General features: G+C 73.1%; 21 protein-coding genes. 11 read left to right on the top strand and 10 right to left on the bottom strand.

Annotated features, from left to right (window positions below; genetic code table 11):
- Nucleotides 1-3: 3 nt before the first annotated feature.
- Nucleotides 4-687, bottom strand: coding sequence for an HAD family hydrolase (locus ACH4OW_RS15090; protein WP_398027900.1), 684 nt, complete (start codon nucleotides 685-687; stop codon nucleotides 4-6).
- 104 nt (nucleotides 688-791) lie between these two features.
- Between ACH4OW_RS15090 and ACH4OW_RS15085 the strand changes: the two genes are divergently transcribed.
- The 4 genes from ACH4OW_RS15085 (at nucleotide 792) to ACH4OW_RS15070 (ending at nucleotide 5,008) form a co-directional block, all read left to right on the top strand.
- Nucleotides 792-1,820 carry a FecCD family ABC transporter permease gene (locus ACH4OW_RS15085; protein ID WP_398027898.1) on the top strand — a complete coding sequence of 343 codons (1,029 nt, stop codon included), beginning with the start codon at nucleotides 792-794 and terminating at the stop codon, nucleotides 1,818-1,820.
- Nucleotides 1,817-2,905 carry a FecCD family ABC transporter permease gene (locus tag ACH4OW_RS15080; protein WP_398027896.1) on the top strand — a complete coding sequence of 363 codons (1,089 nt, stop codon included), beginning with the start codon at nucleotides 1,817-1,819 and terminating at the stop codon, nucleotides 2,903-2,905. Before ACH4OW_RS15085 ends, ACH4OW_RS15080 begins: the two co-directional genes overlap by 4 nt.
- 56 nt (nucleotides 2,906-2,961) lie before the next feature.
- Entirely contained in the window at nucleotides 2,962-3,804 is an 843-nt protein-coding gene (locus tag ACH4OW_RS15075; RefSeq protein ID WP_398028219.1) for an ABC transporter ATP-binding protein, read from the top strand.
- A 184-nt stretch (nucleotides 3,805-3,988) separates the two neighbouring features.
- The gene (locus ACH4OW_RS15070) at nucleotides 3,989-5,008 is read left to right on the top strand and encodes an ABC transporter substrate-binding protein (protein ID WP_398027894.1); all 1,020 of its coding nucleotides are present in this window, start codon (nucleotides 3,989-3,991) and stop codon (nucleotides 5,006-5,008) included.
- A gap of 81 nt (nucleotides 5,009-5,089) precedes the next feature.
- Here the strand turns inward: ACH4OW_RS15070 and ACH4OW_RS15065 are convergent, their stop codons facing one another.
- Nucleotides 5,090-6,283 carry a hypothetical protein gene (locus ACH4OW_RS15065; RefSeq protein ID WP_398027893.1) on the bottom strand — a complete coding sequence of 398 codons (1,194 nt, stop codon included), beginning with the start codon at nucleotides 6,281-6,283 and terminating at the stop codon, nucleotides 5,090-5,092.
- Between the two features lie 199 nt (nucleotides 6,284-6,482).
- Here ACH4OW_RS15065 and ACH4OW_RS15060 point away from each other — a divergent pair, with 199 nt between their 5' ends.
- The gene (locus ACH4OW_RS15060) at nucleotides 6,483-9,074 is read left to right on the top strand and encodes a helicase-associated domain-containing protein (protein ID WP_398027891.1); all 2,592 of its coding nucleotides are present in this window, start codon (nucleotides 6,483-6,485) and stop codon (nucleotides 9,072-9,074) included.
- A gap of 325 nt (nucleotides 9,075-9,399) precedes the next feature.
- Here ACH4OW_RS15060 and ACH4OW_RS15055 read toward each other — a convergent pair whose 3' ends face one another.
- A complete protein-coding gene (locus ACH4OW_RS15055; RefSeq protein ID WP_398027889.1) occupies nucleotides 9,400-10,749 on the bottom strand; it encodes a hypothetical protein in 1,350 nt (449 codons plus the stop codon).
- A gap of 820 nt (nucleotides 10,750-11,569) precedes the next feature.
- Between ACH4OW_RS15055 and ACH4OW_RS15050 the strand changes: the two genes are divergently transcribed.
- Nucleotides 11,570-13,213, top strand: coding sequence for a DNA repair helicase XPB (locus ACH4OW_RS15050; protein WP_398027887.1), 1,644 nt, complete (start codon nucleotides 11,570-11,572; stop codon nucleotides 13,211-13,213).
- Nucleotides 13,214-13,254: 41 nt separating this feature from the next.
- Here ACH4OW_RS15050 and ACH4OW_RS15045 read toward each other — a convergent pair whose 3' ends face one another.
- Together ACH4OW_RS15045 and ACH4OW_RS15040 are read right to left on the bottom strand one after the other, a co-directional pair.
- Complete coding sequence (locus ACH4OW_RS15045; protein WP_398027885.1) at nucleotides 13,255-14,589, bottom strand: glycosyltransferase 87 family protein; 1,335 nt, start codon at nucleotides 14,587-14,589, stop codon at nucleotides 13,255-13,257.
- A 199-nt stretch (nucleotides 14,590-14,788) separates the two neighbouring features.
- Nucleotides 14,789-14,980: a hypothetical protein gene (locus ACH4OW_RS15040; RefSeq protein WP_360125781.1), complete on the bottom strand. Its 192-nt coding sequence runs from the start codon at nucleotides 14,978-14,980 to the stop codon at nucleotides 14,789-14,791.
- A 371-nt stretch (nucleotides 14,981-15,351) separates the two neighbouring features.
- Between ACH4OW_RS15040 and ACH4OW_RS15035 the strand changes: the two genes are divergently transcribed.
- Nucleotides 15,352-17,451, top strand: a complete 2,100-nt coding sequence (locus tag ACH4OW_RS15035; protein WP_360125779.1) for an AAA family ATPase — start codon at nucleotides 15,352-15,354, stop codon at nucleotides 17,449-17,451.
- 27 nt (nucleotides 17,452-17,478) lie between these two features.
- On the opposite strand, the gene ACH4OW_RS15030 is transcribed toward ACH4OW_RS15035, so the two are convergent.
- Nucleotides 17,479-18,183, bottom strand: a complete 705-nt coding sequence (locus ACH4OW_RS15030; RefSeq protein ID WP_360125777.1) for a copper homeostasis protein CutC — start codon at nucleotides 18,181-18,183, stop codon at nucleotides 17,479-17,481.
- A gap of 276 nt (nucleotides 18,184-18,459) precedes the next feature.
- On the opposite strand from ACH4OW_RS15030, the gene ACH4OW_RS15025 reads away from it, so the two are divergent.
- Entirely contained in the window at nucleotides 18,460-19,191 is a 732-nt protein-coding gene (locus tag ACH4OW_RS15025; RefSeq protein ID WP_360125775.1) for a hypothetical protein, read from the top strand.
- Here ACH4OW_RS15025 and ACH4OW_RS15020 read toward each other — a convergent pair.
- Nucleotides 19,178-19,984 carry a cytochrome c oxidase assembly protein gene (locus ACH4OW_RS15020; RefSeq protein ID WP_398027881.1) on the bottom strand — a complete coding sequence of 269 codons (807 nt, stop codon included), beginning with the start codon at nucleotides 19,982-19,984 and terminating at the stop codon, nucleotides 19,178-19,180. The two genes, ACH4OW_RS15025 and ACH4OW_RS15020, sit on opposite strands and share 14 nt — an antisense overlap.
- Complete coding sequence (locus tag ACH4OW_RS15015) at nucleotides 19,981-20,451, bottom strand: DUF2243 domain-containing protein (protein WP_398027879.1); 471 nt, start codon at nucleotides 20,449-20,451, stop codon at nucleotides 19,981-19,983. The genes ACH4OW_RS15020 and ACH4OW_RS15015 overlap by 4 nt, the downstream gene beginning before the upstream one ends.
- Nucleotides 20,452-20,648: 197 nt before the next feature.
- Between ACH4OW_RS15015 and ACH4OW_RS15010 the strand changes: the two genes are divergently transcribed.
- Nucleotides 20,649-21,872, top strand: a complete 1,224-nt coding sequence (locus tag ACH4OW_RS15010; protein WP_398027877.1) for a Cmx/CmrA family chloramphenicol efflux MFS transporter — start codon at nucleotides 20,649-20,651, stop codon at nucleotides 21,870-21,872.
- A gap of 111 nt (nucleotides 21,873-21,983) precedes the next feature.
- Here ACH4OW_RS15010 and ACH4OW_RS15005 read toward each other — a convergent pair whose 3' ends face one another.
- Both ACH4OW_RS15005 and ACH4OW_RS15000 read right to left on the bottom strand, forming a co-directional pair.
- On the bottom strand, nucleotides 21,984-22,256 hold the full coding sequence (locus tag ACH4OW_RS15005; RefSeq protein ID WP_360125768.1) for a DUF4031 domain-containing protein: 273 nt from the start codon (nucleotides 22,254-22,256) through the stop codon (nucleotides 21,984-21,986).
- 1 nt (nucleotide 22,257) lies between these two features.
- Nucleotides 22,258-22,620, bottom strand: a complete 363-nt coding sequence (locus tag ACH4OW_RS15000; protein WP_360125766.1) for a hypothetical protein — start codon at nucleotides 22,618-22,620, stop codon at nucleotides 22,258-22,260.
- A 123-nt stretch (nucleotides 22,621-22,743) separates the two neighbouring features.
- Here ACH4OW_RS15000 and ACH4OW_RS14995 point away from each other — a divergent pair, with 123 nt between their 5' ends.
- Both ACH4OW_RS14995 and murQ read left to right on the top strand, forming a co-directional pair.
- Nucleotides 22,744-23,691 carry a MurR/RpiR family transcriptional regulator gene (locus ACH4OW_RS14995; protein ID WP_398027875.1) on the top strand — a complete coding sequence of 316 codons (948 nt, stop codon included), beginning with the start codon at nucleotides 22,744-22,746 and terminating at the stop codon, nucleotides 23,689-23,691.
- Between the two features lie 81 nt (nucleotides 23,692-23,772).
- Nucleotides 23,773-24,732: an N-acetylmuramic acid 6-phosphate etherase gene (gene murQ, locus ACH4OW_RS14990; RefSeq protein WP_398027873.1), complete on the top strand. Its 960-nt coding sequence runs from the start codon at nucleotides 23,773-23,775 to the stop codon at nucleotides 24,730-24,732.
- Nucleotides 24,733-24,794 lie beyond the last annotated feature (62 nt).

Genomic DNA, 24,794 nt, shown 5'->3' with positions numbered 1-24,794 from the left:
GACCTACGCACTCCGCCGGTCCCGCTCCGCCGCGTACTCCGCCAGCCAGGACGGGAACGCGGTCAGGTCGTCGAGGAGTACGTGCGCGCCTGCCGCGCGCAGTTCGTCCGCGTCGCACGGCCCGGTGGCCACGGCGACGGACAGCGCGTCGGCGGTGTGCGCGCCGCGGACGTCCCCGGTGTGGTCGCCGACGTAGACGGCCGCGCCGTGCTCGCGCAGCGCCTCCGCCTTGGCCTCCGCCCACAGCGAGCCGATGACGGCGTCCGCGCCGATGTCCAGGTGGTCCAGGTGCAGCTTGGCGTTCGGCTCGTACTTCGCGGTCACCACGATCGCCCGCCCGCCGTGGCGCCGCACGGCGGCCACCGCCTCACGGGCGCCCGGCATCGCGAGCGTCCCGGTGATCGCGTGCTCGGGGTACATCGCGCGGTACAGGTCGCTCATCTCCGCCACCCGCTCCTCGGGGAACCACCGGCGGATCTCCTGCTCCAGCGGCGGCCCGAGCCGGGTGATCGCCTCATCCGCGTCGATGTACGTCCCCGTCGCCGCGGACAGCGCCTGGTAGGCCGCCTTGATGCCGGGGCGCGAGTCGATCAGCGTCATGTCCAGGTCGAAGCCGACCGTGAGCGCCTTCGAGGCCGTGGCGACCGTGGGATCCGGTACGGGGGTGTGCGAAGCCATGGTGGCCATTGTGGCCGATGACCGGAGTGAGGCGGGCCCTACACTAAGCCGCTCCTGACCTCACCCCGCCGGTCCGCGCGAGCACCCCGCCCGCGCCCCCCGAAAGGGAGCCGATGCCAGTCGCCCGGGCCAGTACTCCCAGAGCCTCCCTGGTGAGGCGCCGCATCGGCTGGATGGCGGCGGCGGTGCTCGCCCTGCTGCTGGCGGTGCTGCTCTCGCTCGCGTTCGGCAGCCGCCAGTTCGCGCCGTCCGAAGTGCTCGGCGCGCTGCTGTACGGCGGCGACGGCGACGCGGCGCAGGTGGTGCGCTTCCTGCGGCTGCCGCGCACGCTGATCGGCCTGATGGTCGGCGCCGCGCTCGCCCTGGCAGGCACGGTCATGCAGGGCATCACCCGTAACCCCATCGCCGACCCGGGCGTCCTCGGCATCAGCCAGGGCGCCTCGGTGGGCGTGGTCCTCGCGCTGTCCTTCCTGGGCGTGCACACCCTCGGCGGGTATGTGTGGTTCGCCTTCGCGGGGGCGGGGGCTGCCTCGGTCGCCGTGTACGCGATCGCCTCCGGCGGGCGCGGCGGTGCGACGCCGGTGAAGCTGGCGCTGTCCGGGGCCGCGGTCAACGCGCTGCTCGTCGCGGTGACGATGGCGGTGCTGACGACGAAGGCGGCGGCGCTGGACGAGTTCCGGTTCTGGCAAGTCGGGTCGCTGACCGGCCGGGACAGCGAGGTCGTCGCGCAGCTCTGGCCGTTTCTGCTGACCGGCACGGTGCTGGTGCTGTCCGTCGCGCGCGGCCTGGACGCGCTGGCACTCGGCGAGGACGTCGCCAGGGGGCTCGGGCAGCGGGTCGCGGCCGTACGGATCGCCGGCGGGCTCGGGGCGACGGTGCTGACCGGCGCGGGCGTCGCGGCGGCAGGTCCGATCGCGTTCGTCGGCCTGGCCGTACCGCACCTCGCCCGCGCGGCCGTGGGCGGCGGCCACCGCTGGGTGCTGCCGATGGCCGCCCTGCTCGGCCCGGTCGTCGTGCTGGTCTCGGACACCGTGGGCCGGGTCCTGTTCCCGCCGTCCGAGGTGCCGGTGGGCGTGATGACGGCGCTGATCGGCGTGCCGTTCCTGGTGGCGCTGGTGCGGCGGAAGGGGGTGCCGGCATGACGGCACCGGCCGGCGGCTCCGGCAGCGCGGTGCGGCACGTGCGCGCGCGGCCAGCGGGGTACGCCCTCGTGCGCGCCGGGCGCGGCTCCTTCCTCGTGCACCGGCGCGCGGCCTCGGTCGCCGGCGTGCTCGCCGTACTGCTCGCCACCGGCTGCCTGGCGTACCTGTGCTTCGGCGAATCCTTCGTGCCACCCGGCGAGGCGCTGAAAGCCGCCTTGGGGCGGCCTTCGCCGGCCGAGCTGGTCGTCGGGACGCTGCGGCTGCCGCGGATGGCGGTCGGGCTGCTGGTCGGCGCGGCCTTCGGGATCGCGGGCGCGCTGCTCCAGACCGTCGCCCGCAACCCGCTCGCCAGCCCGGACGTCATCGGCGTCACCCAGGGCGCGAGCGCGCTGACGGTGGGCGCGCTGACCTTCGGCGTGACCTCGTACGCCGTACTGCCGTACCTGTCGGTCGCCGGCGGCATCCTGGCCGCCGTACTCGGCTACGTCTTCGCCTGGCGCGGCGGCCTGCACGCCACCCGCTTCGTCCTGATCGGCATCGGCTTCGCCATCGCCCTGCGCTCCGTCACCCAGCTGTTCCTGACCAAGGGCGACTACCTCGTCGCCCAGCAGGCGCAGGTGTGGATGACCGGCTCGCTCAACGGGCGCGGCTGGGCCGAGGCCGCGCCGCTCGGCTGGGCCCTGCCGGTCCTGCTGCCCGCCGTCCTGTGGGCGGCCCGCGCCCAGCGCACCGTATCCATGGACGACGACACCGCGACCGCGCTCGGCGTACGGCTGCACCGCACCCGGCTCGGCCTGGTCGCCCTCGGCGTGGTGCTGGCGTCGATGGCGACCGGCGCGGCCGGCCCCGTCGGCTTCGTGGCGCTGCTCGCCCCGCAGGTCGCCCGCCGGCTGACGCGTACGGCGCAGATCCCGCTGCTGTCCTCGGCGCTGCTGGGCGCGGTCGTCGTCGTGCTCGGCGACCTGCTCGCCCGCAAGCTGCTCGCGCCGACCGAACTGCCGGTGGGCGTGCTGACCGCGGCCGTCGGCGCCCCGTACCTGATCCACCTGATCATCCGCAGCCGTGCCGTGGGAGGACGAGCGTGACCGAGGGCAGCGAGGGCGGCGAGGGCAGCGAGGGCGGCGAGGGCAGCAAGAGCGGCATGCACACGGCGGCCTCCGGCAGCCGGCTCACGGCACGGGACCTGACGCTCGCCTACGACGACCGCACGGTCGTCGACGGGCTCGACCTCGACATCCCGCACGGCGCGGTCACCGTCGTCGTCGGCCCCAACGCCTGCGGCAAGTCCACGCTGCTGCGGGCACTGGGACGGCTGCTCAGGCCGCGCCGCGGCGCGGTCCTGCTGGACGGTACGGACCTGGCGCGCATCCCCACCAAGCAGATCGCCCGGTCCCTGGGCCTGCTGCCGCAGACCCCCGTGGCGCCCGAGGCGATCACCGTCGCCGACCTGGTCTCGCGCGGCCGCCAGCCGCACCAGCACTGGTGGCGGCAGTGGTCCGGCGCGGACGAGCGGGCCGTTGCCGAGGCCATGGACCGTACGGACGTGGCACAGCTGGCGGACCGGCCGGTCGACGAGCTGTCCGGCGGGCAGCGGCAGCGCGTCTGGATCGCGATGGCGCTCGCGCAAGAGACCGACCTGCTGCTCCTGGACGAGCCGACGACGTACCTGGACATCGCGCACCAGGTGGAGGTGCTGGACCTGATCCGGCAGCTCAACCACGACCGGGGGCGCACCGTCGTCGCCGTCCTGCACGACCTCAACCAGGCCGCCCGGTACGCCGACCACCTGGTGGCGATGGCCCACGGGCGCATCGTGGCGCAGGGGCGCCCGGCGGCAATCGTCACGGCGGAACTGGTGCGCGAGGTGTTCGGGCTGGCGTCGGTGGTGGTACCGGACCCGGTGACGGGCTCGCCCCTGGTGGTGCCGGGGCGGCCTTGGCAGGCTCCGGGCGGGGGCGGGCCTGCCGCGCCCGGGTCCGGGTGACCGCGCCGCTCCCCAGACGAAAGGGCTTGTCATGCAGCTCCCCGCAGCTCCCCGTCCGGCCTCCGCGGCTCCCCGTACGGCCTCCGCGACTCCCCGTCCGGTCTCGGCAGGTCCCCGTCCGGCCTCCGCGGCCCTCCGCCCGGTTCCGCGGGCCGGGCGCCGCCGTGCTCGTACCCTGCTCGCCGTGGGCACCGCCCTGGCCGCTTCCGTGTCGCTGACCGCCTGCGGCTCATCCGGATCGGGCGGGGCGGATGGGGCGGGCGGGTCGGGTGGGGCCGGCTCTTCGGCCAAGGCGGCCGACTGCCCGGCCCAGCCCGTCACCACCTGGGCACGTCCCGCGTCCGGCGGGGGACGGCACACGGTGCGTACGGCCATGGGCGAGGTCGAGGTTCCCGACGCGCCCCGGCGCGTGGTGGTGCTGGACACCGCGGAGCTGGACTCGGCCGTCACGCTCGGGGTGAAGCCGGTCGGCGCCACCCGCTCCGACGTGGCCGGCGGCTTCCTCGACTACCTGCCGGCGGACCGGACCGCCGGCATCGAGGACGTCGGCAAGATCGGCGCGCCGAACCTGGAGGCGGTCGCCGCCCTCAAGCCCGACCTGATCCTGACCAGCAAGGTGCGCGACGGCGGGCGGTACGCGCAGCTGAAGGCCATCGCGCCCACGGTCATGACGGAGACCACCGGCTACCCCTGGAAGCAGAACTTCGCCACCCACGCCGACGCGCTGGGGAAGATCCCCGAGGCGAAGCGGGCGGTCGCCGCGTACGAGGCACACGCCAAGCGGGTCACGGCGGCGCTCGGCGGGGCCGCCGCGGCGAAGCGCACCACGACCAACGTCGTCCGCTTCGTCGAAGGCGCCGACACCCGTATCTACGGCTGCCGCAGCTACATCGGCACGGTCCTCAACGACATCGGGACCGGCCCGACCAGCGTGGTGCAGGGCGCCCGCGACGGCATGATGATCGAGATCAGCGCGGAACAGATCAACAAGGCCGACGCGGACGCGGTCTTCTACACGGCGTACGGCAGCCCGGAGAAGTCCAAGGAGACGCAGGTCACCGGCGGGGCGCTGTGGAAGAACATGGACGCGGCCAAGAACGGCCGCACCTTCCGCGTCGACGACCAGCTGTGGATCCAGGGCATCGGCTACACGGCGGCGGACAAGATCCTGGCCCAGTTGCAGCAGAAGCTGACGGGGAAGTAGACGAAGAAGAAGTAGACGGCGAGGTGTGCGTCCTCTGTGCGTCCTAGGGGCGGCGGGCCGGTCGGTGGGGCCCGCCGCGCCTCAACGTGGCACCCGCCGCATCCGCCACACCAGGAACAGGGCGGAGGCGACGGCCGCGACGCGGACCGCCACCGGCAGCACACCGGTCAGCTCGTGCCCCAGCTGCCCGTCGGCGATGGGCTCGCCCCACCGCCCGTTCACCCGGCCCCACAGCCACACCACCAGCCCGACCACGATCAGCCCCGGCACCCCGAGCGCCGCGAACTTCGCCTCCGCGCGCGGCAGCCGCCGGGACGTGTACGCCAGCACCCACCCCCCGGCGAGCGCCAGCCAGGAACCCAGCACCGCGCCCGCCACCAGCAGGAGGACGGCCAGCAGCAGGACGGGGCTGAGCGGGGGCCGCGCGGCCTGCACGTACTCCACCGGTTCGGGCTCCTCGGCGTACGGCTCGGAGGCGCCGGTCCGCCGCCGCCACGCGAGCATGCGCGGCAGCACACGCGGCAACACCCCGCGCCGGGGCGCCTCCGCGGCCTCCTCCCCGTGCTCGCCGCCCTCTTCTTCCTCCTCTTCCCCGACTTCCTCTTCGAGCGCTTCGTCGTCGTCCCGCTCGCCCTTCTCCTTCTCCTTCTCCAGGGACAGCGGGCCGTCCTTGCGCTCGCCCGGCGGGCGCTCGCGGATCTCGGGGATCTCGATGCCGCCGATGAACCCGGGCACGGTCTCGCCCGGCCCGTAAGGCCCGTACGGCCCCGGTTCCACGCGCCACCAGTCGGGCTCGTCCACGCCCTCGCCCAGCTCGTCGAAGCCCGCGAGGTGCGGCGGCGAGGCCGTCGGCGGCGGTTCCTGCGGCTCCTTGGGGCGGACGGAACGCCGCTTGCCGTCCCGCGGCGCCGGCACCTTCCCGGCGAGGCCACGCAGCCCCTCGCCCAGGGTCGACAGGCCGGACAGGCCGGGCAGACCTGGCAGGCCCCCAGCCTTACCGCCGGACTTGTCACCAGTCCCGCCGCCGGCCGTGTCACCCGTGTCCTGGCCGCTCGGCGCGCCGCCGCCCGCGGCCGCCACCACCGCCTCGGGTGTCCCGAGGCGGGACAGCACCCGTTTGACCCCGGGCACCGTGTCCGCCTTCGCCGAGTCCACCTGGGCCCGCAGCTCGGCCACCAGCCGCATCCGCGCGCCGGAAGGCAGCCCCCGCTGCTGGGCCAGATCACCGACCCGGCTCAAATAGTCAAAGACCAGCTGGTCGCTCTCGATCCCCACGAAATCCCCTGTGGCACAGCCCGGTTCCTCCCGAGACGGTACCCCCGATCGTCCCTCCAGCGGGGGCGGCGGCGCCGACCGGACGGGGACCGGTACGCGCTCCCGCCACCGGCACGGCCCCGCGCCGCTCCGGTCCCGGTTGTCGCACCGCACGGCGCTGCACCCGACAACGTCACACGCCCCCGCTACCGTGTAGCGGATGAGTGAAACACCCCGCACGCTCGCCGAAGAGCTCCGCACCCGCCCCGACAGCGGGCTCGCCGACCTGCTGCGGGCCCGCCCCGACCTCCTCAACCCGGTCCCCGGCGACCTGACCCAGCTCGCCACCCGGGCCGGCACCCGCGCCTCGGTCGTCCGGGCCGTGGAGCGCCTGGACCGGTTCGCGCTACAGACCGCCGAGGCGCTGGCGGTCGCGCCCGACCCGTGCCCGTACGAGACGCTGCTCGGCCTGATGGCGGGCGACACGGAGACGGACGGTACGAGCGGACCGGACGCCACAGCCGGCCCCGACCCCGCCGTCACCGCCGAACTCCCCCGCGCCCTGCGGACGCTGCGCGAGCAGGCGCTGGTCTGGGGCGGCGACGACCGGCTGCGCCTGGTCCGCACGGCGCGCGAACTGCTCGCGCCCGGCCCCGCGCACCCCTCCCCCACCGGCCTCGGCCCGACCGTCGCCGAGGCCACGTCCGGCATGTCGCCGGGCCGCCTCCAGGACATCCTGGCCGCCGCCGGGCTGCCCGCGACCCACGACCCGGTGACCGCCGTCGCCGCGCTGACCGGCCTGTTCCGGGACCGTACGCGCATGGCCGAGCTGCTCGGAGCCGCGCCCGCCGAGGCGCACGCCGTCCTGGACCGGCTGGTCTGGGGGCCGCCGTACGGCGCCGTCACCGACCGGCCCGCCGCACACCTGCAATGGCTGCTGGACCGCGGACTGCTGCTGCCCGCCGGGCCGCGTAACGTCGTCCTGCCCCGCGAGGCGGCGCTGCACCTGCGCGCGGGGCGCGCACACCGTGTTCCCGAGCCGCTGCCGCCCGCCCTCGCGCCCACCACCGCACGCGATCCACACCTTGTGGACAACGCCGCCGCCAGCCAGGCGTTCACCGCGCTGGCCACCGTCGAGGAACTGCTCAAGGAGTGGGACCTCGGCGGCCCGGGCGTACTGCGCGCCGGCGGCCTGTCGGTCCGCGACCTCAAGCGGACCGCCACCGCCCTGGACGCCACCGAACAACTCGCCGCGTTCTGGCTCGAACTCGCCTACGGAGCCGGGCTGCTGGCCTCCGACGGCGAAGCCGACGAGCGGTACGCGCCCACCCCCGCCGCCGAGGACTGGCGCCGGCTGCCGGCCCAGGAGCGCTGGGCGCGGCTGGCCACGTCCTGGCTCGCGGCGACCCGTACCGCCGGGCTGGTCGGCACTCCCGACCCGAAGGGCCGCACCCTGTCCGCGCTCGGCCCCAACCTGGACCGGTCAGCGGCACCCGAGGTACGGCGCCGGACACTCACCCTGCTCGCCTCCCTGGCCCCGGGCACGTCCGTACCGGCCGAAGCCGTACTGGACCGCCTGCGCTGGGAACACCCGCTGCGCGGCGCGGCCCGGACAACGGCGGACCCCGCCGCCAACAGCGGCGCCAAAACGCCCGCCCGCCGCCCTGACCCGGCCACCGCCGCCGACGCCAACGCAGCCCGCAACGCCGGCTCGGCCACAGGCGCCACGGGCACCGCCGACGACCTGCGCACGCGCATCGCCCGCTGGACGCTCGCCGAAGCCGAACTCCTCGGCATCACCGGCCGCGGCGCCCTCGCCACCCACGCCCGCGCCCTCCTGGAAGCCGCCCCTGGCTCCGACCCCGCGTCCCACGCCGCCGCCCTCCTCGCCCCCCTCCTCCCCGAACCCCTCGACCACGTCCTCCTCCAGGCCGACCTGACCGCCGTGGCGCCCGGCCCCCTGGAACGCCCGCTCGCCGACGCGCTCGGCATGCTCGCCGACGTCGAGTCCAAGGGCGGCGCCACCGTCTACCGCTTCACGCCCGGCTCCGTACGCCGCGCCCTGGACGCCGGCCGCTCGGCAGCCGAACTGCAGACCTTCCTCACCGAGCACTCCCGTACGCCGGTCCCGCAGCCGCTCGCCTACCTCATCGACGACGTGGCGCGACGCCACGGCCGGCTCCGCGTCGGCGCGGCCTCCGCGTACGTACGCTGCGACGACGACGCCCTGCTCGCCGAAATCCTCGCCGACCGCCGCGCCGTCGCCCTGCGCCTGCGCCGGCTCGCACCGACCGTACTGGCCTCCGCCGCCCCGCCCGACCAGCTCCTGGAGGGCCTGCGCGCAATGGGCTACGCCCCGGCCGCCGAGTCCGCCGCCGGCGACGTCCTGATCGCCCGCCCCGACGCCTACCGCACCCCGCCGCGCACCGCGCCCACCCCGGTCCCCGACGGCCCGCCCGCGCCCGACGCCACCCTCCTCGAAGCGGCGGTCCGCGCCATCCGCGCCGGCGACCTGGCCGCAACCGCCGAACGCAAGCCGGCCGGCACCCCCGCCACCCCGGCCCCCGGCGGCCTCCCGCGCACCACCTCCGCCGAAACCCTCGCCACCATGCAGGCCGCCGTCCTGACCAACGCCACCCTCTGGATCGGCTACGTCAACGCCGACGGCGCCGCCAGCCAGCGCGTCATCGCCCCGGTCCGCGTCGAAGGCGGCTTCGTCACCGCCTACGACCACACCGCCGACGAGGTCCGCACCTTCCCCCTCCACCGCATCACCGGCGTAGCCGAACTGGCCGACGAAACAGCTTCGTGAGCAAGTCGCAGATGGTGTCCGCATGTGTTTCCCAGGCACCGAGGAAGGCTCATCCAACGGGTTGGTCATTCCGCGACGCAAGTGTCCCGGACAGCCGCTGTAGAAGGACAAGTAGAAAATCAATGCCGAGCGCCGCAAGGTGCATGCCCGGGTCGGGCATTTGCTTGGCTGGATGAGGAATCGCTAGTGTTTTCGCGGCTGCCAGCAGCGCGGCGACGGCCTCCACCGCTCCGTCGCCCACGCGCACAACTTCGCTCTCGCCGCATGACTGGGCACATCAGCGACCCACCTCAGGCTGTCTAAGCGCGGCCTTTCGCAGCGCGCCTCAGGGGGTGCCCCGCATGTCAAGCTCGCCATCCGAACTGACAGGCCGCAGGTATCCCATGTCAGCGGCCACGTCGATCTGTTGCCGCGTGAACAGCAACTCTACGATGCGGTCGATGCGTTCGACGTATTGCTCGGTACGGTTCAGGTAGAGCGCGCCCGCCAGATCGACGCCATCCTGCCAGCTCACGTCCGATCGGGACCGAACGATTGCCAGCACGAGTTCAGCGTCCAGCCGGATAGGCCAGTCGCTTGGAAGCGGCGCCAGATGCCCTTGCCTGAGGGCCCAGATCGGCCCCTCCGGCATCTCCTTCCCGTCACTGTCGACGATCATCCCTCCCCGCACCAAAAGCCTGACAATAAAACCTTCGAGGTTGCGCCAGGGGTACTTTTCCTTCGCCAGGTTCTCGCCCATTTTGCGCGGAAAATGAGAAGGTGATTCATCCCTCGCCACCCGCACGGCGGCGTGCACCAACTCCTTGATGGAGGCATCTTCGACAGAATTGGCCGTCACACGGCTGATCGCCTCGTAGAGAGCTTCACGAACCTCCGCATGAGGACCAAAATCCTGCACACGAAGCGCGTACTGAAGCTCCTGCGACCGCGTTTCCGGACGGAAATCTGATCGCTTCGATTCCACCGTGCACTGAACCAAGGAATGAGTTTCCGAGGTACCCGCAGGATGATTGTTCGACCCTTGCCGACTCTCCTCCGCGAGTTGCACGTACACCAGGGGGTCGTTTCCGATAAGCCGGACGACGCCTTCAGCGACCGCAGCGTCGAGCAAATGTGTGATCAGTTGCGGGGCCCGCGCCGCCGGATACCGCTGCCTGGAGAAACGTTCGTCGAATCGGGTCAGGAGGCTTCGAATGTCCGTCTTCATCACGGGCCGGTTTGACGCATCAACTTGCCGCAATACCGTCCGTAGAACTTCCAGCGCCTCACGCACGGGCATCAGCTCCGCAATCAGCTCCTCCGCTGCCCGCGGCGGCCGCCTCAGCACGTCTCTCGGATGCACTGTTTCGAAGACACTGGCAAGCGGTGCCAGCTCACCCTCCTTGGCTTGGACGGATCGATGGTGTGAGGACACAAGGAATCGTTCCCCCGGGTCCCGGGCTGCTCTCTCGCGTACGAGTGCGGCAATTTCGAGACGTACCTGTGGCTCGTATCCCGTCGACGTGACGCGGAAGTCCACATTCTTGTTGAGCGCGTCCAAGACGAAGCGCTGTGGTTCCAGACCGATGACGACGACTTCGGGTTCGAGGGGCGCGTACAGTTCCAGCAGCGCGGATACGAACCTCTCCTCATTCCCCGCGAAAGACCTCGTGACATCGATGACCAGGACGGCCATTTTTTTTGATCTCCTAATTCTCACGCGAGCCTTCCGCAGTTACTGACCGCGGAAGGCTTGGCGTTAAGGCACCCTAGTTTTCGGTGTCGGCGAAGGCGACCTGGAGCGTTGCTACCGAGACCGCTACCACGAAGGCCCACCCCAGCTCCGAGAGGAACTGAAACAAGAGCCCTTCTGCGACAGTTACCGCCAACAGGGCGATCCAAAATTTGATGAACATTTCCGTTACCAGTCGAATCGAATTGGACTTGGCGAACGGATGCAGATGTTTTACGATGCAACGTCAGGAAGTTTCACGCGCGAAAGGCGGGATGAGAAATACGAGAGATGCGACGGAAGACCGGCAGTGACAGATGAAGGCGCGATGGGCAGTCAGTTCACGGAACCCGCCACGTTGATAGTATGAGCACCGGCCTGCGAGCGCAAGCCGAAGCTGCGTATTTATCCTCTTGACACATTGCCGATGCACCCGAAGAGCCGGTTACCTGTGATGGCAAACTGACGGATAATTTTCGGTTTCAACTCGATCGCATCCGGTCAATAGTTTCCGGTTTTGATCGCGGGGCAGGCCCCTGCAGGTAGCTCGCCGTTTCCGAATGTCGGGTACAACGAAAAACCGTCGACAGTCGACAGCACATTTCTCGGCGCCCACCGGATCGGCACAGCGCAGCCGGTGGGGTCCCCACCGCGGTGACCAGTTCCCGGCGCCGCTCCGGTCCTCCCCGTCGATGCGGCACACTGGACGTTTGGCCGTATGGACGGCCGGGTGCCGTGGTCGGCAGGGGACGGCCGGGTGCAGGTGACGCGAAAGGCGAGGCGCGTGAACGGACCTCTCATCGTCCAGAGCGACAAGACGCTGCTGCTGGAAGTCGAGCACGATCAGGCGGAGGCGTGCCGGCGGGCGATCGCGCCGTTCGCGGAGCTGGAGCGGGCGCCCGAGCACATCCACACGTACCGGGTGACGCCGCTGGGGCTGTGGAACGCGCGCGCGGCCGGGCACGACGCCGAGCAGGTCGTGGACGCGCTGGTCGGCTTCTCGCGGTATCCCGTGCCGCACGCGCTGCTGGTGGACATCGCCGAGACCATGTCGCGGTACGGGCGGCTGACCCTGACCAAGCACCCGGCGCACGGGCTGGTGCTCACCACCACCGACCGGCCGGTGCTGGAGGAGATCCTGCGGTCGAAGAAGGTGCAGCCGCTGGTGGGGGCGCGGCTGGACCCGGACACGGTCGTGGTGCATCCGTCCGAGCGCGGGCAGATCAAGCAGACGCTGCTCAAGCTCGGCTGGCCGGCCGAGGACCTGGCCGGGTACGTGGACGGCGAGGCGCACGCGATCGAGCTGGACGAGGACGGCTGGTCGCTGCGGCCGTATCAGCAGCAGGCCGTGGAGGGGTTCTGGCACGGCGGGTCGGGGGTCGTCGTACTGCCCTGTGGCGCGGGAAAGACGCTGGTGGGGGCCGGTGCGATGGCGCAGGCCAAGGCGACCACGCTGATTTTGGTGACGAACACCGTCTCGGCGCGGCAGTGGAAGCACGAGCTGGTGAAGCGGACGTCGCTGACCGAGGACGAGATCGGCGAGTACAGCGGTACGAAGAAGGAGATCCGGCCGGTCACGATCGCCACGTACCAGGTGCTGACGACCAAGCGGAAGGGCGTCTACCCGCACCTGGAGCTGTTCGATTCGCGTGACTGGGGGCTGGTCATCTACGACGAGGTGCATCTGCTGCCCGCGCCGGTCTTCAAGTTCACGGCCGATCTCCAGGCCCGGCGGCGGCTGGGGCTGACGGCGACGCTGGTGCGGGAGGACGGGCGCGAGTCGGACGTCTTCTCGCTGATCGGGCCGAAGCGCTTCGACGCGCCGTGGAAGGAGATCGAGGCGCAGGGGTACATCGCGCCGGCGGACTGTGTCGAGGTGCGGGTCAACCTGACCGAGTCGGAGCGGCTGGCGTACGCGACGGCCGAGGCGGAGGAGAAGTACCGCTTCTGCGCGACGACGGCCAGCAAGCAGAACGTGACCGAGGCGCTGGTGCGGCGGCACAAGGGCGAGCAGACCCTGGTCATCGGGCAGTACATCGACCAGCTCGACGAGCTGGGCGAGCACCTGGACGCGCCGGTGATCAAGGGCGAGACGTCCAACGCGCAGCGCGAGAAGCTCTTCGACGCGTTCCGGCAGGGCGAGATCTCGGTGCTGGTCGTCTCGAAGGTCGCGAACTTCTCGATCGACCTGCCGGAGGCGACGGTCGCGATCCAGGTGTCGGGCACCTTCGGGTCCCGGCAGGAGGAGGCGCAGCGGCTGGGGCGCGTGCTGCGCCCGAAGGCGGACGGGCACGAGGCGCGCTTCTACTCGGTCGTCGCGCGCGACACCATCGACCAGGATTTCGCGGCGCACCGCCAGCGCTTCCTGGCCGAGCAGGGGTACGCGTACCGGATCGTGGACGCGACGGAGTTGTTGGCGGAGGGCTGAGAGCCGCCGCCTGGCGGGCCGCCCGGCCCGGTAGGCGGCGGTCAGTGGTCGGCGCGGGCGCTCAGTTCGCGGTCCTGGCGGCCGGAGCGGGGCAGCGGGAAGGGGCGGCGGGCCAGGAGGGACGGCGGGGCCGCGGGGCGGCCGCGGCTCCACCAGGCCACCGCCGCCAGCATCGCGAGCCCGAGGACCGGGTACGGCGCCGCGAGCGGCTGCTGCCACCAGGAGTACCGCAGGTCCAGGTCGCCCTGGTGCGGCAGGACCCACATCGTGCGGGCCGTGAAGGCGACGGCCACCACCGCGAGCAGGGCGCGGCGCCACCGTACGCCCCTGACGTGCGCCCCCAGCGCGACCAGCAGCGGCACGCACCACACCCAGTGGTGGGACCAGCTGATCGGCGAGACGAGCAGGGCCGTGACGGCGGTGCACAGCACGCCCCAGGAGTCCAGGCCGCGCCGCAGGTACACCTGACGGGCGACGAGCAGACCGGCCATGCCGGTCAGCAGCGCCGCGCCCGCCCACACCAGGCCCGGTTCCCCGGTGTGCAGGCAGCGGGCGAGCAGCCCTTGCAGGGACTGGTTGTCGACGATCCACGCCTTGCCGACCCGGCCGGTCTCGAACATCCGCGCCGTCCAGAATTCGACGCTGGCGCCCGGCAGGACGAGCACGCCGAGCAGGACGGAGAGCGCGAAGCCGGCCAGGGCGGTGAAGGCGGCCCGCACCCGGCCGGTGATCAGCAGATAGACGGCGAACACCGCCGGGGTGAGTTTGACGCCCGTCGCGATGCCGACGGCGAAGCCCTTCAGCCGGGCGCCGTCCGGGCGGCTCAGGTCCCACAGGACCAGGCAGGTCAGGGCGATGTTGATCTGGCCGAAGACCAGCGTCTGGAAGAGCGGTTCGAGCCAGATGGCGAAGGCGGTGGCGGCGATCACGACGGGCACGGTCCGCGCGCGCCGAAGCCGGGAAGCGCCGCGGGGTTCGCCGGCCCCGGTGGCGTAGGCGGCCTTGTACGAGAGGTGCAGCAGCACCGGGACGAGGGCGACGTTGACCAGGACGGAGGCGACCTTGAGGGCGCCCAGCGGCAGCCAGGTCGTCGGGATGAACAGCAGGGCGGCGAAGGGCGGGTAGGTCGCCGGCAGATTCCACTCGGTGACGGTGAAGCCGTACAGGTCACCACCGGCCGCCGCGGCCTCGCCTTCCGCGCGGTAGACCACTATGTCCGACATGGACAGGCTCACCAGCCGGAATACGGCGGCCAGCCCGGCCAGGGACACCACGAGCAGTACCGCTGCGGCGACCGTCTTCTTGTCCGGGTTCGTGAGGTGCCGCGTCCACGGCCGTCTGTGCGGTAGCGACCGCGTCCCCTCGGCGGCAGACACTTGTTTGGCCCCTCCTCGTCGCCGAACGCACGCTGTCTGCGGCGACGCTAGTCGATCGGGACCGACTGTTTGTAACGGTTTCCGGTCATCCGGATGCTGGTTGCGTATCAGTCGGGGGTGGGAGAGGGCCTACAGCTGGAGTTCTCCGAGTCTCGGAGTGCCTCGGAGCGTCTCGGAAGCGGGCTCGGTCGAGCCGGGCTCAGTCCTCCGCGTACTCCCCGAGGAGCACGACGCTCACCGCGGCGGCGGCGAAGACCTTGACCGCGCGGAAGACGTTGCCGACCACGTGGCGCTGCTCGTGGGAGTGCGGCGCGCGGGCGGTGCCGGGGCCGAGGGCGGTGGCGCCGTGGGCCGGGTGCAGGGTGCCTGGGGTGATGGTTGCGCTGCTCATGTCTCCATGATGGTTTTCGCGGGGGCCCCGCACATCGGTCCACGGGGCCATCCCCGACCGGCCTTCGGTCACCCGCTGGACCCATACCGTCCCCTACGGGAGATGTACGAACCGAGGCCCGGAGGCCGGGGACCCATGCACGGGGGCCGGGGGCCGGGGCCCCGCGGAAATCCGTTGGCGTCCCCCGATGCCTGCTGGCTACAATCGCCGGTCTGCCCGCCTCCCTCAGAGCCTGAGCGGAGTGCCACCGGCCGCACGGAAACCGGCCGGCTTCCGCTTCACGCAGCTGATTCACGATCTGAACGCATCTGAAGACGCCTACGAGTACGCCGTCACGTACGTCCGTAGCCGGATCCGCCGGAGGCAACACCGTGCCCTCGCACGCCCAAGACCAGGTCCCCACTCAGGCCCAGGCCCCCGACCAGCAGGACCCCCTGGAGCGCGAACGCGCCCACCTCGCCGCCTCCCGTGCGGCGCTGCGCGCCATGCGCCAGGACGCCGAGGCGCTCAACATCGCGGACGTCACCGCGAACTGGGTCAACGCCGAGGTCCTCCAGGGAGAGGTCGACGCCCGCATCAAGGCGCTGGCCGACCTGGCGCACACCCCGCTCTTCTTCGGCCGCCTGGACTACCTGCACGCGCCGGGCGAGGACGCCGCCGAGGGCGCGGAGGGCGAGAACTTCTACATCGGCCGCCGGCACGTCCACGACGCCGACGGCGACCCGATGGTCATCGACTGGCGCGCGCCGGTCTCCCAGCCGTTCTACCGGGCCTCCAAGAAGGACCCGATGGACCTCAGGCTGCGCCGCCGCTTCGGTTACACGGGCGGGCGGCTGACCGCGTACGAGGACGAGAACCTGACCGACCCGGCGGAGGCGGAGCAGCACAGCAAGCTGCTCCAGTCGGAGATCGAACGGCCGCGTGTGGGCCCGATGCGGGACATCGTCGCGACGATCCAGCCGGAGCAGGACGAGATCGTGCGGGCCGGGATCGCCGGCACGGTCTGCGTCCAGGGGGCGCCGGGCACCGGCAAGACGGCGGTGGGCCTGCACCGGGTCGCGTACCTGCTGTACGCGCACCGCGAGCGCCTCGCCCGTTCCGGCACGCTCGTCATCGGTCCGAACCGGTCGTTCCTGCACTACATCGAGCAGGTGCTGCCCGCGCTCGGCGAGCTGGAGGTCAAGCAGGCCACGGTCGACGACCTGGTCGCGCACGTCGAGGTGCGGGGCACGGACGACGCGGCGGCCGCGTCGGTCAAGGGGGACGCGCGGCTGGCGGAGGTGCTGCGGCGGGCGGTGTGGTCGCAGGTGCGGGCCCCGTCCGAGGCGTGTGTGGTGGTGCGCGGTTCGCGGCGCTGGCGGGTGCCGGCGTACGAGATCGAGGAGATCGTCGAGGAACTGCGGCGCCGCGACATCCGTTACGGGGCCGCCAGGGACGCCCTGCCGCAGCGGATCGCGCACGCGGTGCTCGTACGGATGGAGCAGGCGGGGGAGGCTCCTGACGACCGGGTGCAGGACGCGGTGGCGCGTAACGCGGCGGTCAAGGCCGTGGTCAAGGAGGTCTGGCCGCCGGTGGACCCGGCCAAGCTGGTGCTGCGGCTGCTGGGCGACGCGGAGTTCCTGGCCGAGCAGGCGGCGGGCATCCTGACGCCGGAGGAGCAGAAGACGATCCTGTGGGCGAAGCCCGCGCGCAGCGTGAAGAGCGCCAAGTGGTCGGCGGCGGACGCGGTGCTGATCGACGAGGCAACGGACCTGGTCTCCCGTACGCACTCCCTGGGCCATGTGGTGCTGGACGAGGCGCAGGACCTGTCGCCGATGCAGTACCGGGCGGTGGGCCGCCGCTGCACGACCGGCTCGGCGACGATCCTGGGCGACATCGCGCAGGGGACCACGCCCTGGTCCACCGACACGTGGGAGGAGGCGCTGGCCCACCTGGGCAAGCCGGGCGCGCGCGTCGAGGAGCTGACGCTGGGCTTCCGGGTGCCGCGCGAGGTGATCTCGTACGCCTCGCGGCTGCTGCCCGCGATCGCGCCCGAGCTGACCGAGGCCACCTCCATCCGCGACTCGGCGGGCGACTTCGCGGTACGGGCGGTGCCGGCGGCGGAGCTGGACGACGCGGTCGTCGCCGCCTGCCACGAGGCGCTGGCCAAGGAAGGGTCGATCGGCCTGATCGCGGCCGAGGCGCGGCTGCCCGCGCTGCGCGCGGCCCTGGACGCGGCGGGCCTGGCCTGCCTCGACCCCGGCGAGGAGACCTCGGAGGAGGCCCGGCTGACCCTGGTTCCCGCGACCCTGGCCAAGGGCCTCGAATACGACTACGTGGTCCTCGACGAGCCCGCCGCGATCATCGGCGGCGAACCGGACGAGCGCACCGGTCTGCGCCGCCTGTACGTCTGCCTGACCCGCCCGGTCTCCGGCCTGGCGGTGATCCACTCGGCCCCGCTGCCGGACCGGCTCGGCCGGGCCGCCGGATAGCGCGGCGGCCCGGCCCCGTACGGGTTCCTAGACCGGCACCCCTTCGAGCGCCCCGCGCCATGCCGCCACGGCCTCCGCGGCCACCGGCGCTTCCCAGCCGGACGGGCGCGCCGCCCCGCCGATGTGGAAGGCGTCCACGCCGGCCTCCTGGAGGGCCGGGAGGTGCGCGAGTACCAGGCCGCCGCCGACCAGGAGGCGCGGCTCGTAGCCGGGCTCGCCGTCGGCCGTGCGGGACCGCTCGGCGAGCAGCGTCGGCAGCCCTTCGCCGACGCCGGCGGGCGAGCCCGCCGTCAGGTAGGTGTCCAGGCCGGGCAGCCCGGCCAGTTCCCTGCGCAGCGCGGCACGGTCGGCGGCCCGGTCGATGGCCCGGTGGAACGTCCACCGGCAGCCGTCGACGGCCTCCGCCAGCGCCCGTACGGCCGCCAGGTCCGCCCGCCCGTCCGCGCCGAGGAAGCCGAACACGAACTCGTCGGCGCCCTCGGCCCGCAGGGCGGCGGCCGACGCGCACAGCGCGTCCACCTCGCCGGCGGCGAACCCGTCGGCGGCCCGCAGCATCACCCGCAGCGGGATGTCCACGGCCGCCCGTACCGCGGCGAAGGTCCGCGGCGAAGGGGTGAGGCCGTCGGCGGCCATGTCGCTGACGAGTTCGAGGCGGTCGGCCCCTCCGGCCTGGGCGGCCACCGCGTCGGCGGCGTCGAGCGCGATCACCTCCAGGAGTGCGCGCTTGGTCATGGGACCCCATTCCTTCGACGTGACGACAGAGCAGGACGAGACGGGAAACCGGCGCGGACCGCGGGAGCCGCGACAGGTCTAGTCCAATATCCAGAGTACGGGCCGACCCGGCCGCGGGGACCGCAACGCCCCGGTACTCGACCGGAAACCCCCTCTTGACCCGCCGCCGCGACCTGCCGCGACGCCGCCGGCCGCCCTACCGGGCAGCACCGTCGGACGACCGCCTACGCCAGGAGTCGCACCCCGGAAGAAGCCCGCGAAGGCACAATGGCCCGTATGGCTCGCACGACACCTCCGTCAGGAACGGCGCACACCCACTTCGGTGGCGGTGCCGACCCGTTCCCTGACCTGCACCACCGCTGGGCCGCAGCCGTCACCGGCGCCCGCGGCGGTGGCGGCCCGGCGGACCCCGACCCGGCTCCGTACGCGGACAACCTGCTCGCCCGCTGGGCCGAGCCGCAGCGCCGCTACCACACCACCGATCACCTCATCGCCGTACTGGACCGCGTCGACGAACTGGCCGTGCACGTCGCGGACCGGGACGCCGGGGTGCCGGTGGACTGGGACGCGGTGCGCCTCGCCGCCTGGTTCCACGACGCCGTCTACCGGCCCGAGCGCTCCGAGAACGAGGAGCGCAGCGCGGCCCTCGCCGAGCGCGCCCTGCCCGAGCTGGGCATCGGCGACGCCTGCACGGCCGAGGTCGCCCGCCTGGTGCGCCTCACCGCGAGCCACGACCCGGCACCGGACGACCACAACGGCGCGGCCCTGTGCGACGCGGACCTGGCGGTCCTGGCGGGCTCGCCCGAGCAGTACGCGGCCTACGCCGCCGCCGTCCGCGAGGAGTACGTGTTCGTGCCCGACCGGGACTTCCGCGCCGGGCGCGCCGGTGTGCTGCGGCAGCTCCTGGACATGGAGAGCCTGTTCCGTACCTCGTACGGCAAGGCGCAGTGGGAACGCGTGGCCCGCCGCAACCTCACCACCGAGCTGGAGCTGCTCACCACCGGGTAGCGGCGGCCGGGGCGCGCATTCCGCGGCGTGCGCGCCGCAGGACGCGCCCCTCCGCCCGGTACCACTGGCACGCCACGACGACCGCCAGGGCCAGTTCCACGGCGTCGCCTCCGTAGTACATGACCTGGGAGGCGAGCCGCAGGTCGGCCGCACCGAAGGAGGTGCCGGGCGGGCCCGTGGCGTACAGGGTCTTGGCGAGGACCGCGTGCGCCGCGCCCGCTGCCAGCAGTACGGCGGCCCGCAGGCCGGGCCCGGGGCGGTGGCGTACCGGATCCAGGGCCAGCAGCCCGAAGGAGAACAGCGCCCCGGCGATCAGAATGTGCAGATGGACGGCCGCGTCCAGCCAGGGGCTGTGGTGGCTTGCGGACATCAGCGGGGTGCGGTACAGCAGCCAGAGCCCGCCGAAGTCGAGCAGGGCCGCGACCGGCGGCAGGACCGGCAGCGCCGCCCAGCGCGAGCGGGTCAGCGCCACCAGGCGGCGGCGCAGCGGTACGGGCGCGGTGCGCAGGGTCAGCGTCAGCGGGCGCCCGAGGACCAGGAGCAGCGGGGCCGCCATGCCCACACACAGGTGCGTGAGCATGTGCGCGGTGAACGGCGGCGCTGCGCCCCAGGGCCCGGCGAAGCCCGCCACCAGGACCGCGCCGCCCGAACAGAACACCGCGTCGCGCCCGTACGGCCAGGCGTCGCCGCGGGCCCGCAGCCGGGCCGCGGCGGCCAGGTAGGCGAGGCAGCCGAGAACGGCGGCGGTGGTGACGGCCGCGGTGAAGGGCGGCGGCAGGGCGGCAGCGGTCATCGGGCGCGGGACGCGGTCTGCCGCTCGGTGGCCGCCGCGCCGCGCGGCGTGCTCCGCCACGCGCGGAGCAGGAGCAGCACGCCGGCCACCAGCAGCAGTACGGCGATCCCGCCCCACGTCCAGTCGTACGGGGCCAGGTCCACGCCGTAGCGGATCTGGTGGATGCGCAGGACCTTGTGCTGGAACGTTCCGTCGTAGAGCTGGAAACCGCCCAGCCCCAGGCACAGGCCCGCCCACCACGCCATCGGGACGAGCGTTCCGCGCCGCCGCACGTCGGCGTACAGGACCAGGCCCGCCACCATCGCGAGCCAGCTGCCCGCGTGGAAGAGGCCGTCGGAGACCAGGCCGGCGTCCGTGGTGGACCTGTCGTAGAAGTGGTGCCAGTGCAACAGTTGGTGGAACACCGTCTCGTCGATGAACGCAGCCGTTCCGATCCCCGTCAGCACGCCGCTGAGCGCCGACCGCATCCGGACCTCCTCGCTTCGTACGCCGGACCGAGCCGCCGGAGTACCCCGGGCCCGCCGGGCAAAACGCGGCAGGGGCCCGGGTCGGCCACCGCCCGGGACCGACCGGTACCGTCTCGTTCCGGACACCGCGGCCGGGAATGTCAGGTGCACCGCCACTGTTCGTGCCTGTCATGCAAGCCCATCCCGATCGCGCCCGCATGCCCATAGCCGTCTACGTCCTCGGACTCTCCGTCTTCGCCCTCGGCACCAGCGAATTCATGCTGTCGGGCATCCTCCAACCCCTCGCCCGGGACATGGGCGTCACCATCCCCCAAGCCGGCCTTCTGGTCTCCGCCTTCGCGATCGGCATGGTGGTCGGCGCCCCGGTGCTCGCCGGGGCCACGCTCCAACTGCCGCGCCGCACGACGCTGATCGCGCTGCTCGGCGTCTTCGGCCTCGGTCAGGTGGCCGGCGCGCTGGCGCCGACGTACGCCGTGCTGTTCGTCTCGCGCGTCGTCAGCGCGCTCGCCTGCGCCGGGTTCTGGGCGGTCGGCGCGGCCGTCGCGGTGTCCCTGGTGCCCGTCACGGCACGCGCCAAGGCGATGGCCGTCATGGTCGGCGGACTGAGCGTCGCCAACATCGCGGGCGTACCGGCCGGCGCGCTGCTCGGCCAGCACGCCGGCTGGCGGTCCGCCTTCTGGGCCGTGGCCGCGCTGTCGGCCATCGGCCTGATCGGCGTGATCGCGCTGGTGCCCAGGACGGCCGTGCCGACCGGCGACGAGCGCCCGGTGCTCCGCCGCGAACTGAGCATCTACCGGGACAAGCAGGTCTGGCTGGCACTGATCGGCACCGCCCTGAACGGCGCGGCGGTCTTCGCGCTGTTCTCCTACCTGGCGCCGCTGCTGACCGACACCGCGGGGCTGTCCGAGGGCAGCGTGCCGACCGTGCTCGCGCTCTTCGGCGTCGGCGCGCTGATCGGCACGTTCGTCGGCGGGCGCATCGCGGACGCGCACCCGTTCGGCACCATCCTCGGCGGCATCGGCGCCTCCGCCACGGTCCTGACCCTGCTGGCCCTGACCGCGCACAGCCCCGTCGCCGCCGTCACGCTCTCCCTGCTGCTCGGCGTCACCGCGTTCGCCACGGCGCCGGCCCTGAACGCCCGGATGTTCAACGTGGCGACCGCCGCGCCGACGCTGGCGGGCGCGACCACCACGTCCGCCTTCAACCTGGGCAACACCGTCGGGCCGTGGCTCGGCGGGCTCGTCATCAGCGCGGGCTGGGGCTACCCGGCCGTCGCCTGGACGGGCGCCGGCCTCGCGGCGCTGGGCGTCGGCACCACCGCGGTCGCCCTCAGGCTGCACCGTACGCGCAGCGCCTCCCGCGTCGTCGCCTCCTCGGCCGACGCGAAGCGGGTGCCCGTCGAGGCGGCGGACCGGGGCTGAAAGCCTGAGCCGGGTCCGGCCCACCGAGGCCGGACCCGGCCTACCGGCTCAACGCCCCGGCCTGCCGCCTCAGCACCCCGGCCTACCGGCTCAACGTCCCGGCCTACCGGCTCAGCGGCCCGCCGGGCGGCTCTTCGGCCGGCGCAGGCCGGCCTCGGTGAGGCGCAGCACCAGCTCCTTGCTGCCGACCTCCACCGCTCCCGCGCGCACCGCGTCGGCGTACCGCTCCGCCGGAAGGTCGTAATGATCCCGGTCGAAGGCCCGGCGCGGGGCGCCTATGCGCTCCGCGAAGGCGTGCAGCTCCTCGAACGAGGCGTCGCTGACCAGGTGGGACCACATACGGCCGTGTCCGGGCCAGGTCGGCGGGTCGATGTAGAGCGCCACGTCAGCCCTTCCCGGCGGAGCCCAGCGAACCGACCCTGGCCACCGACACCGCCGTCTTGGCGCAGACCCAGTGCGGGTCGGGGCCCAACTCGGGCTCCACGTCGAGCGCGTGCGGGTCGCCGCCGTGGGTGCACACGGGGCACAGCGGCCAGCGGCCGTACCGCTCCAGCAGCGCGTCCTGGACGTCCTGCGCTATCAGCCCGGCGACGAACTCCGCGCCCTGCGGCCACTGCTCGACCCACCATCGGCGGTGCGTCACGGAATCCTCGACGAGCGAGACGATCTCCGCGTCGGCGACCTCGCCCGCCACCAGGTCCGCGAGGACCAGGGCACGGGCCGCGTGCAGTGCCTGTTCGAGCTCCATGCCCCCATTCTCTCCCCCACCACCGACAACCGCCCCGGCTGCCCGCCCCGGCCCCGCGGCCACGTTGTCCACAGCCGCCCGCGGGGTATTGACGCGGCCCCCCGCTGAAATTATTTTTCGGCTGTGAGCCCTGACGTGAAGGAAACTTTCAAGGACTCCGGCGCCGCCGTACGGGCAGCCCCGAGCCCGCCCGCCCCCGCCGCCCTGGCCGCCAAGGTGCGCACCCTGGCACCCTCCATGACCCGGTCCATGCAGCGGGTCGCGGAGGCGGTCGCCGGCGACCCGGCCGGCTGCGCCGCGCTCACCGTCACCGGCCTCGCGGAGCGCACCGGCACCAGCGAGGCCACCGTCGTGCGCACCTCGCGCCTGCTCGGCTACCCGGGCTACCGCGACCTGCGCATCGCCCTGGCCGCCCTCGCCGCCCAGCAGGCCACCGGCCGCGCGCCCGCCGTCACCGCCGACATAGCGGTCGACGACGCGCTCCCCGACGTGGTCGCCAAGCTGGCACAGGAGGAGCAGCAGTGCCTCGCCGACACCGCGGCCGGGCTGGACCTGGCGCAACTGGAGGCGGCGGTCGGCGCGCTGGCCGCGGCCCGCCGCATCGACGTGTACGGCATAGGCGCCTCCAACCTCGTCGGGCAGGACCTGGTCCAGAAGCTGCTGCGGATCGGCCTGATCGCGCACGCCCACTCCGACCCGCACCTCGCCGTGACCAACGCGGTCCAGATGCGCGCCGGCGACGTGGCCATCGCCATCACCCACTCCGGGCGCACCACCGACGTCATAGAGCCCCTGCGGGTGGCCTTCGACCACGGCGCGACGACCATCGCGATCACCGGACGCGCCGACGGCGGCATCGCGTCGTACGCCGACCACGTCCTCACCACCTCCACCGCCCGGGAGAGCGAGCTGCGCCCCGCCGCGATGTCCTCCCGCACGAGCCAGCTCCTCGTCGTGGACTGCCTGTTCGTGGGCGTCGCCCAGCGCACGTACGAGACCGCCGCGCCCGCCCTGTCCGCCTCCTACGAAGCGCTCGCCCACCGCCACTCGCCCCGCACCCCCAACCGCTGACCCACCGGCCCGCCGACCACCCAGCCCGCCGTCTCCGCCCCCGTACAGAGCCGTACGAGCCCGGAAAGAGCCGCCGCCACCATGACTTCCCCCGCCGAGTACACCCAGCTGCGCGCCCAGCTGGACACGCTGACCACCGAAGCCTTCCGGCCCGAACTCGCGGAGATCGACCGCCTCTCCACCCTGGAGATCGCCCGCACGATGAACGGCGAGGACACCACCGTGCCCGCCGCCGTCGCCGCCCGGCTGCCCGAGATCGCCGCCGCCATCGACGCCACCGCCGAGCGGATGGCCCGCGGCGGCCGCCTGGTCTACGCGGGCGCCGGCACCGCCGGCCGCCTCGGCGTACTGGACGCGAGCGAGTGCCCGCCCACCTTCAACACCGACCCCTCACAGGTCGTCGGCCTGATCGCGGGCGGGCCCGCCGCCATGGTCGCCGCCGTCGAAGGCGCCGAGGACAGCGCTGAGCTGGCCGCCGCCGACCTGGACGCGCTGGGCCTGACCGCCGACGACACGGTCGTCGGCGTCTCCGCCTCCGGCCGCACCCCGTACGCCATCGGCGCCGTCGAACACGCCCGCACGGCCCGCGGCGCGCTCACCGTCGGCCTGTCCTGCAACGCGGGCTCCGCGCTGGCCGCAGCCGCCGAGCACGGCATCGAAGTGGTCGTCGGCCCCGAACTCCTCACCGGCTCCACCCGGTTGAAGGCGGGCACGGCACAGAAGCTGGTCCTCAACATGCTCTCGACCATCACCATGATCCGGCTGGGCAAGACCTACGGAAACCTGATGGTGGACGTACGCGCCTCCAACGAGAAGCTGCGGGCCCGCTCGCGCCGCATCGTGGCGCTGGCCACCGGCGCGCCGGACACGGAGATCGAAGCCGCGCTGGCCACCACGGACGGCGAGGTCAAGAACGCCATCCTCGTCGTCCTCGCCGGAGTCGACGGGCCGACGGCAGCCCGGCTGCTGGCCGGCTCGCACGGCCACCTCAGGGCCGCCCTGCGCACCGCCCTGGACCCGGCCGCCCCCCAGGACGGCTGACCGCCGGGCGCCCACACGCCGCCTCCCCGCCCGTCCCGGCACGCACGCACAGCAAGGCACCG

The organism is Streptomyces sp. NPDC017056 (genome assembly GCF_044332485.1).
Taxonomy (GTDB): domain Bacteria; phylum Actinomycetota; class Actinomycetes; order Streptomycetales; family Streptomycetaceae; genus Streptomyces.
Note: the sequence above shows the minus strand (reverse complement) of the source record. Positions and strands in the feature narration are given on the sequence as shown.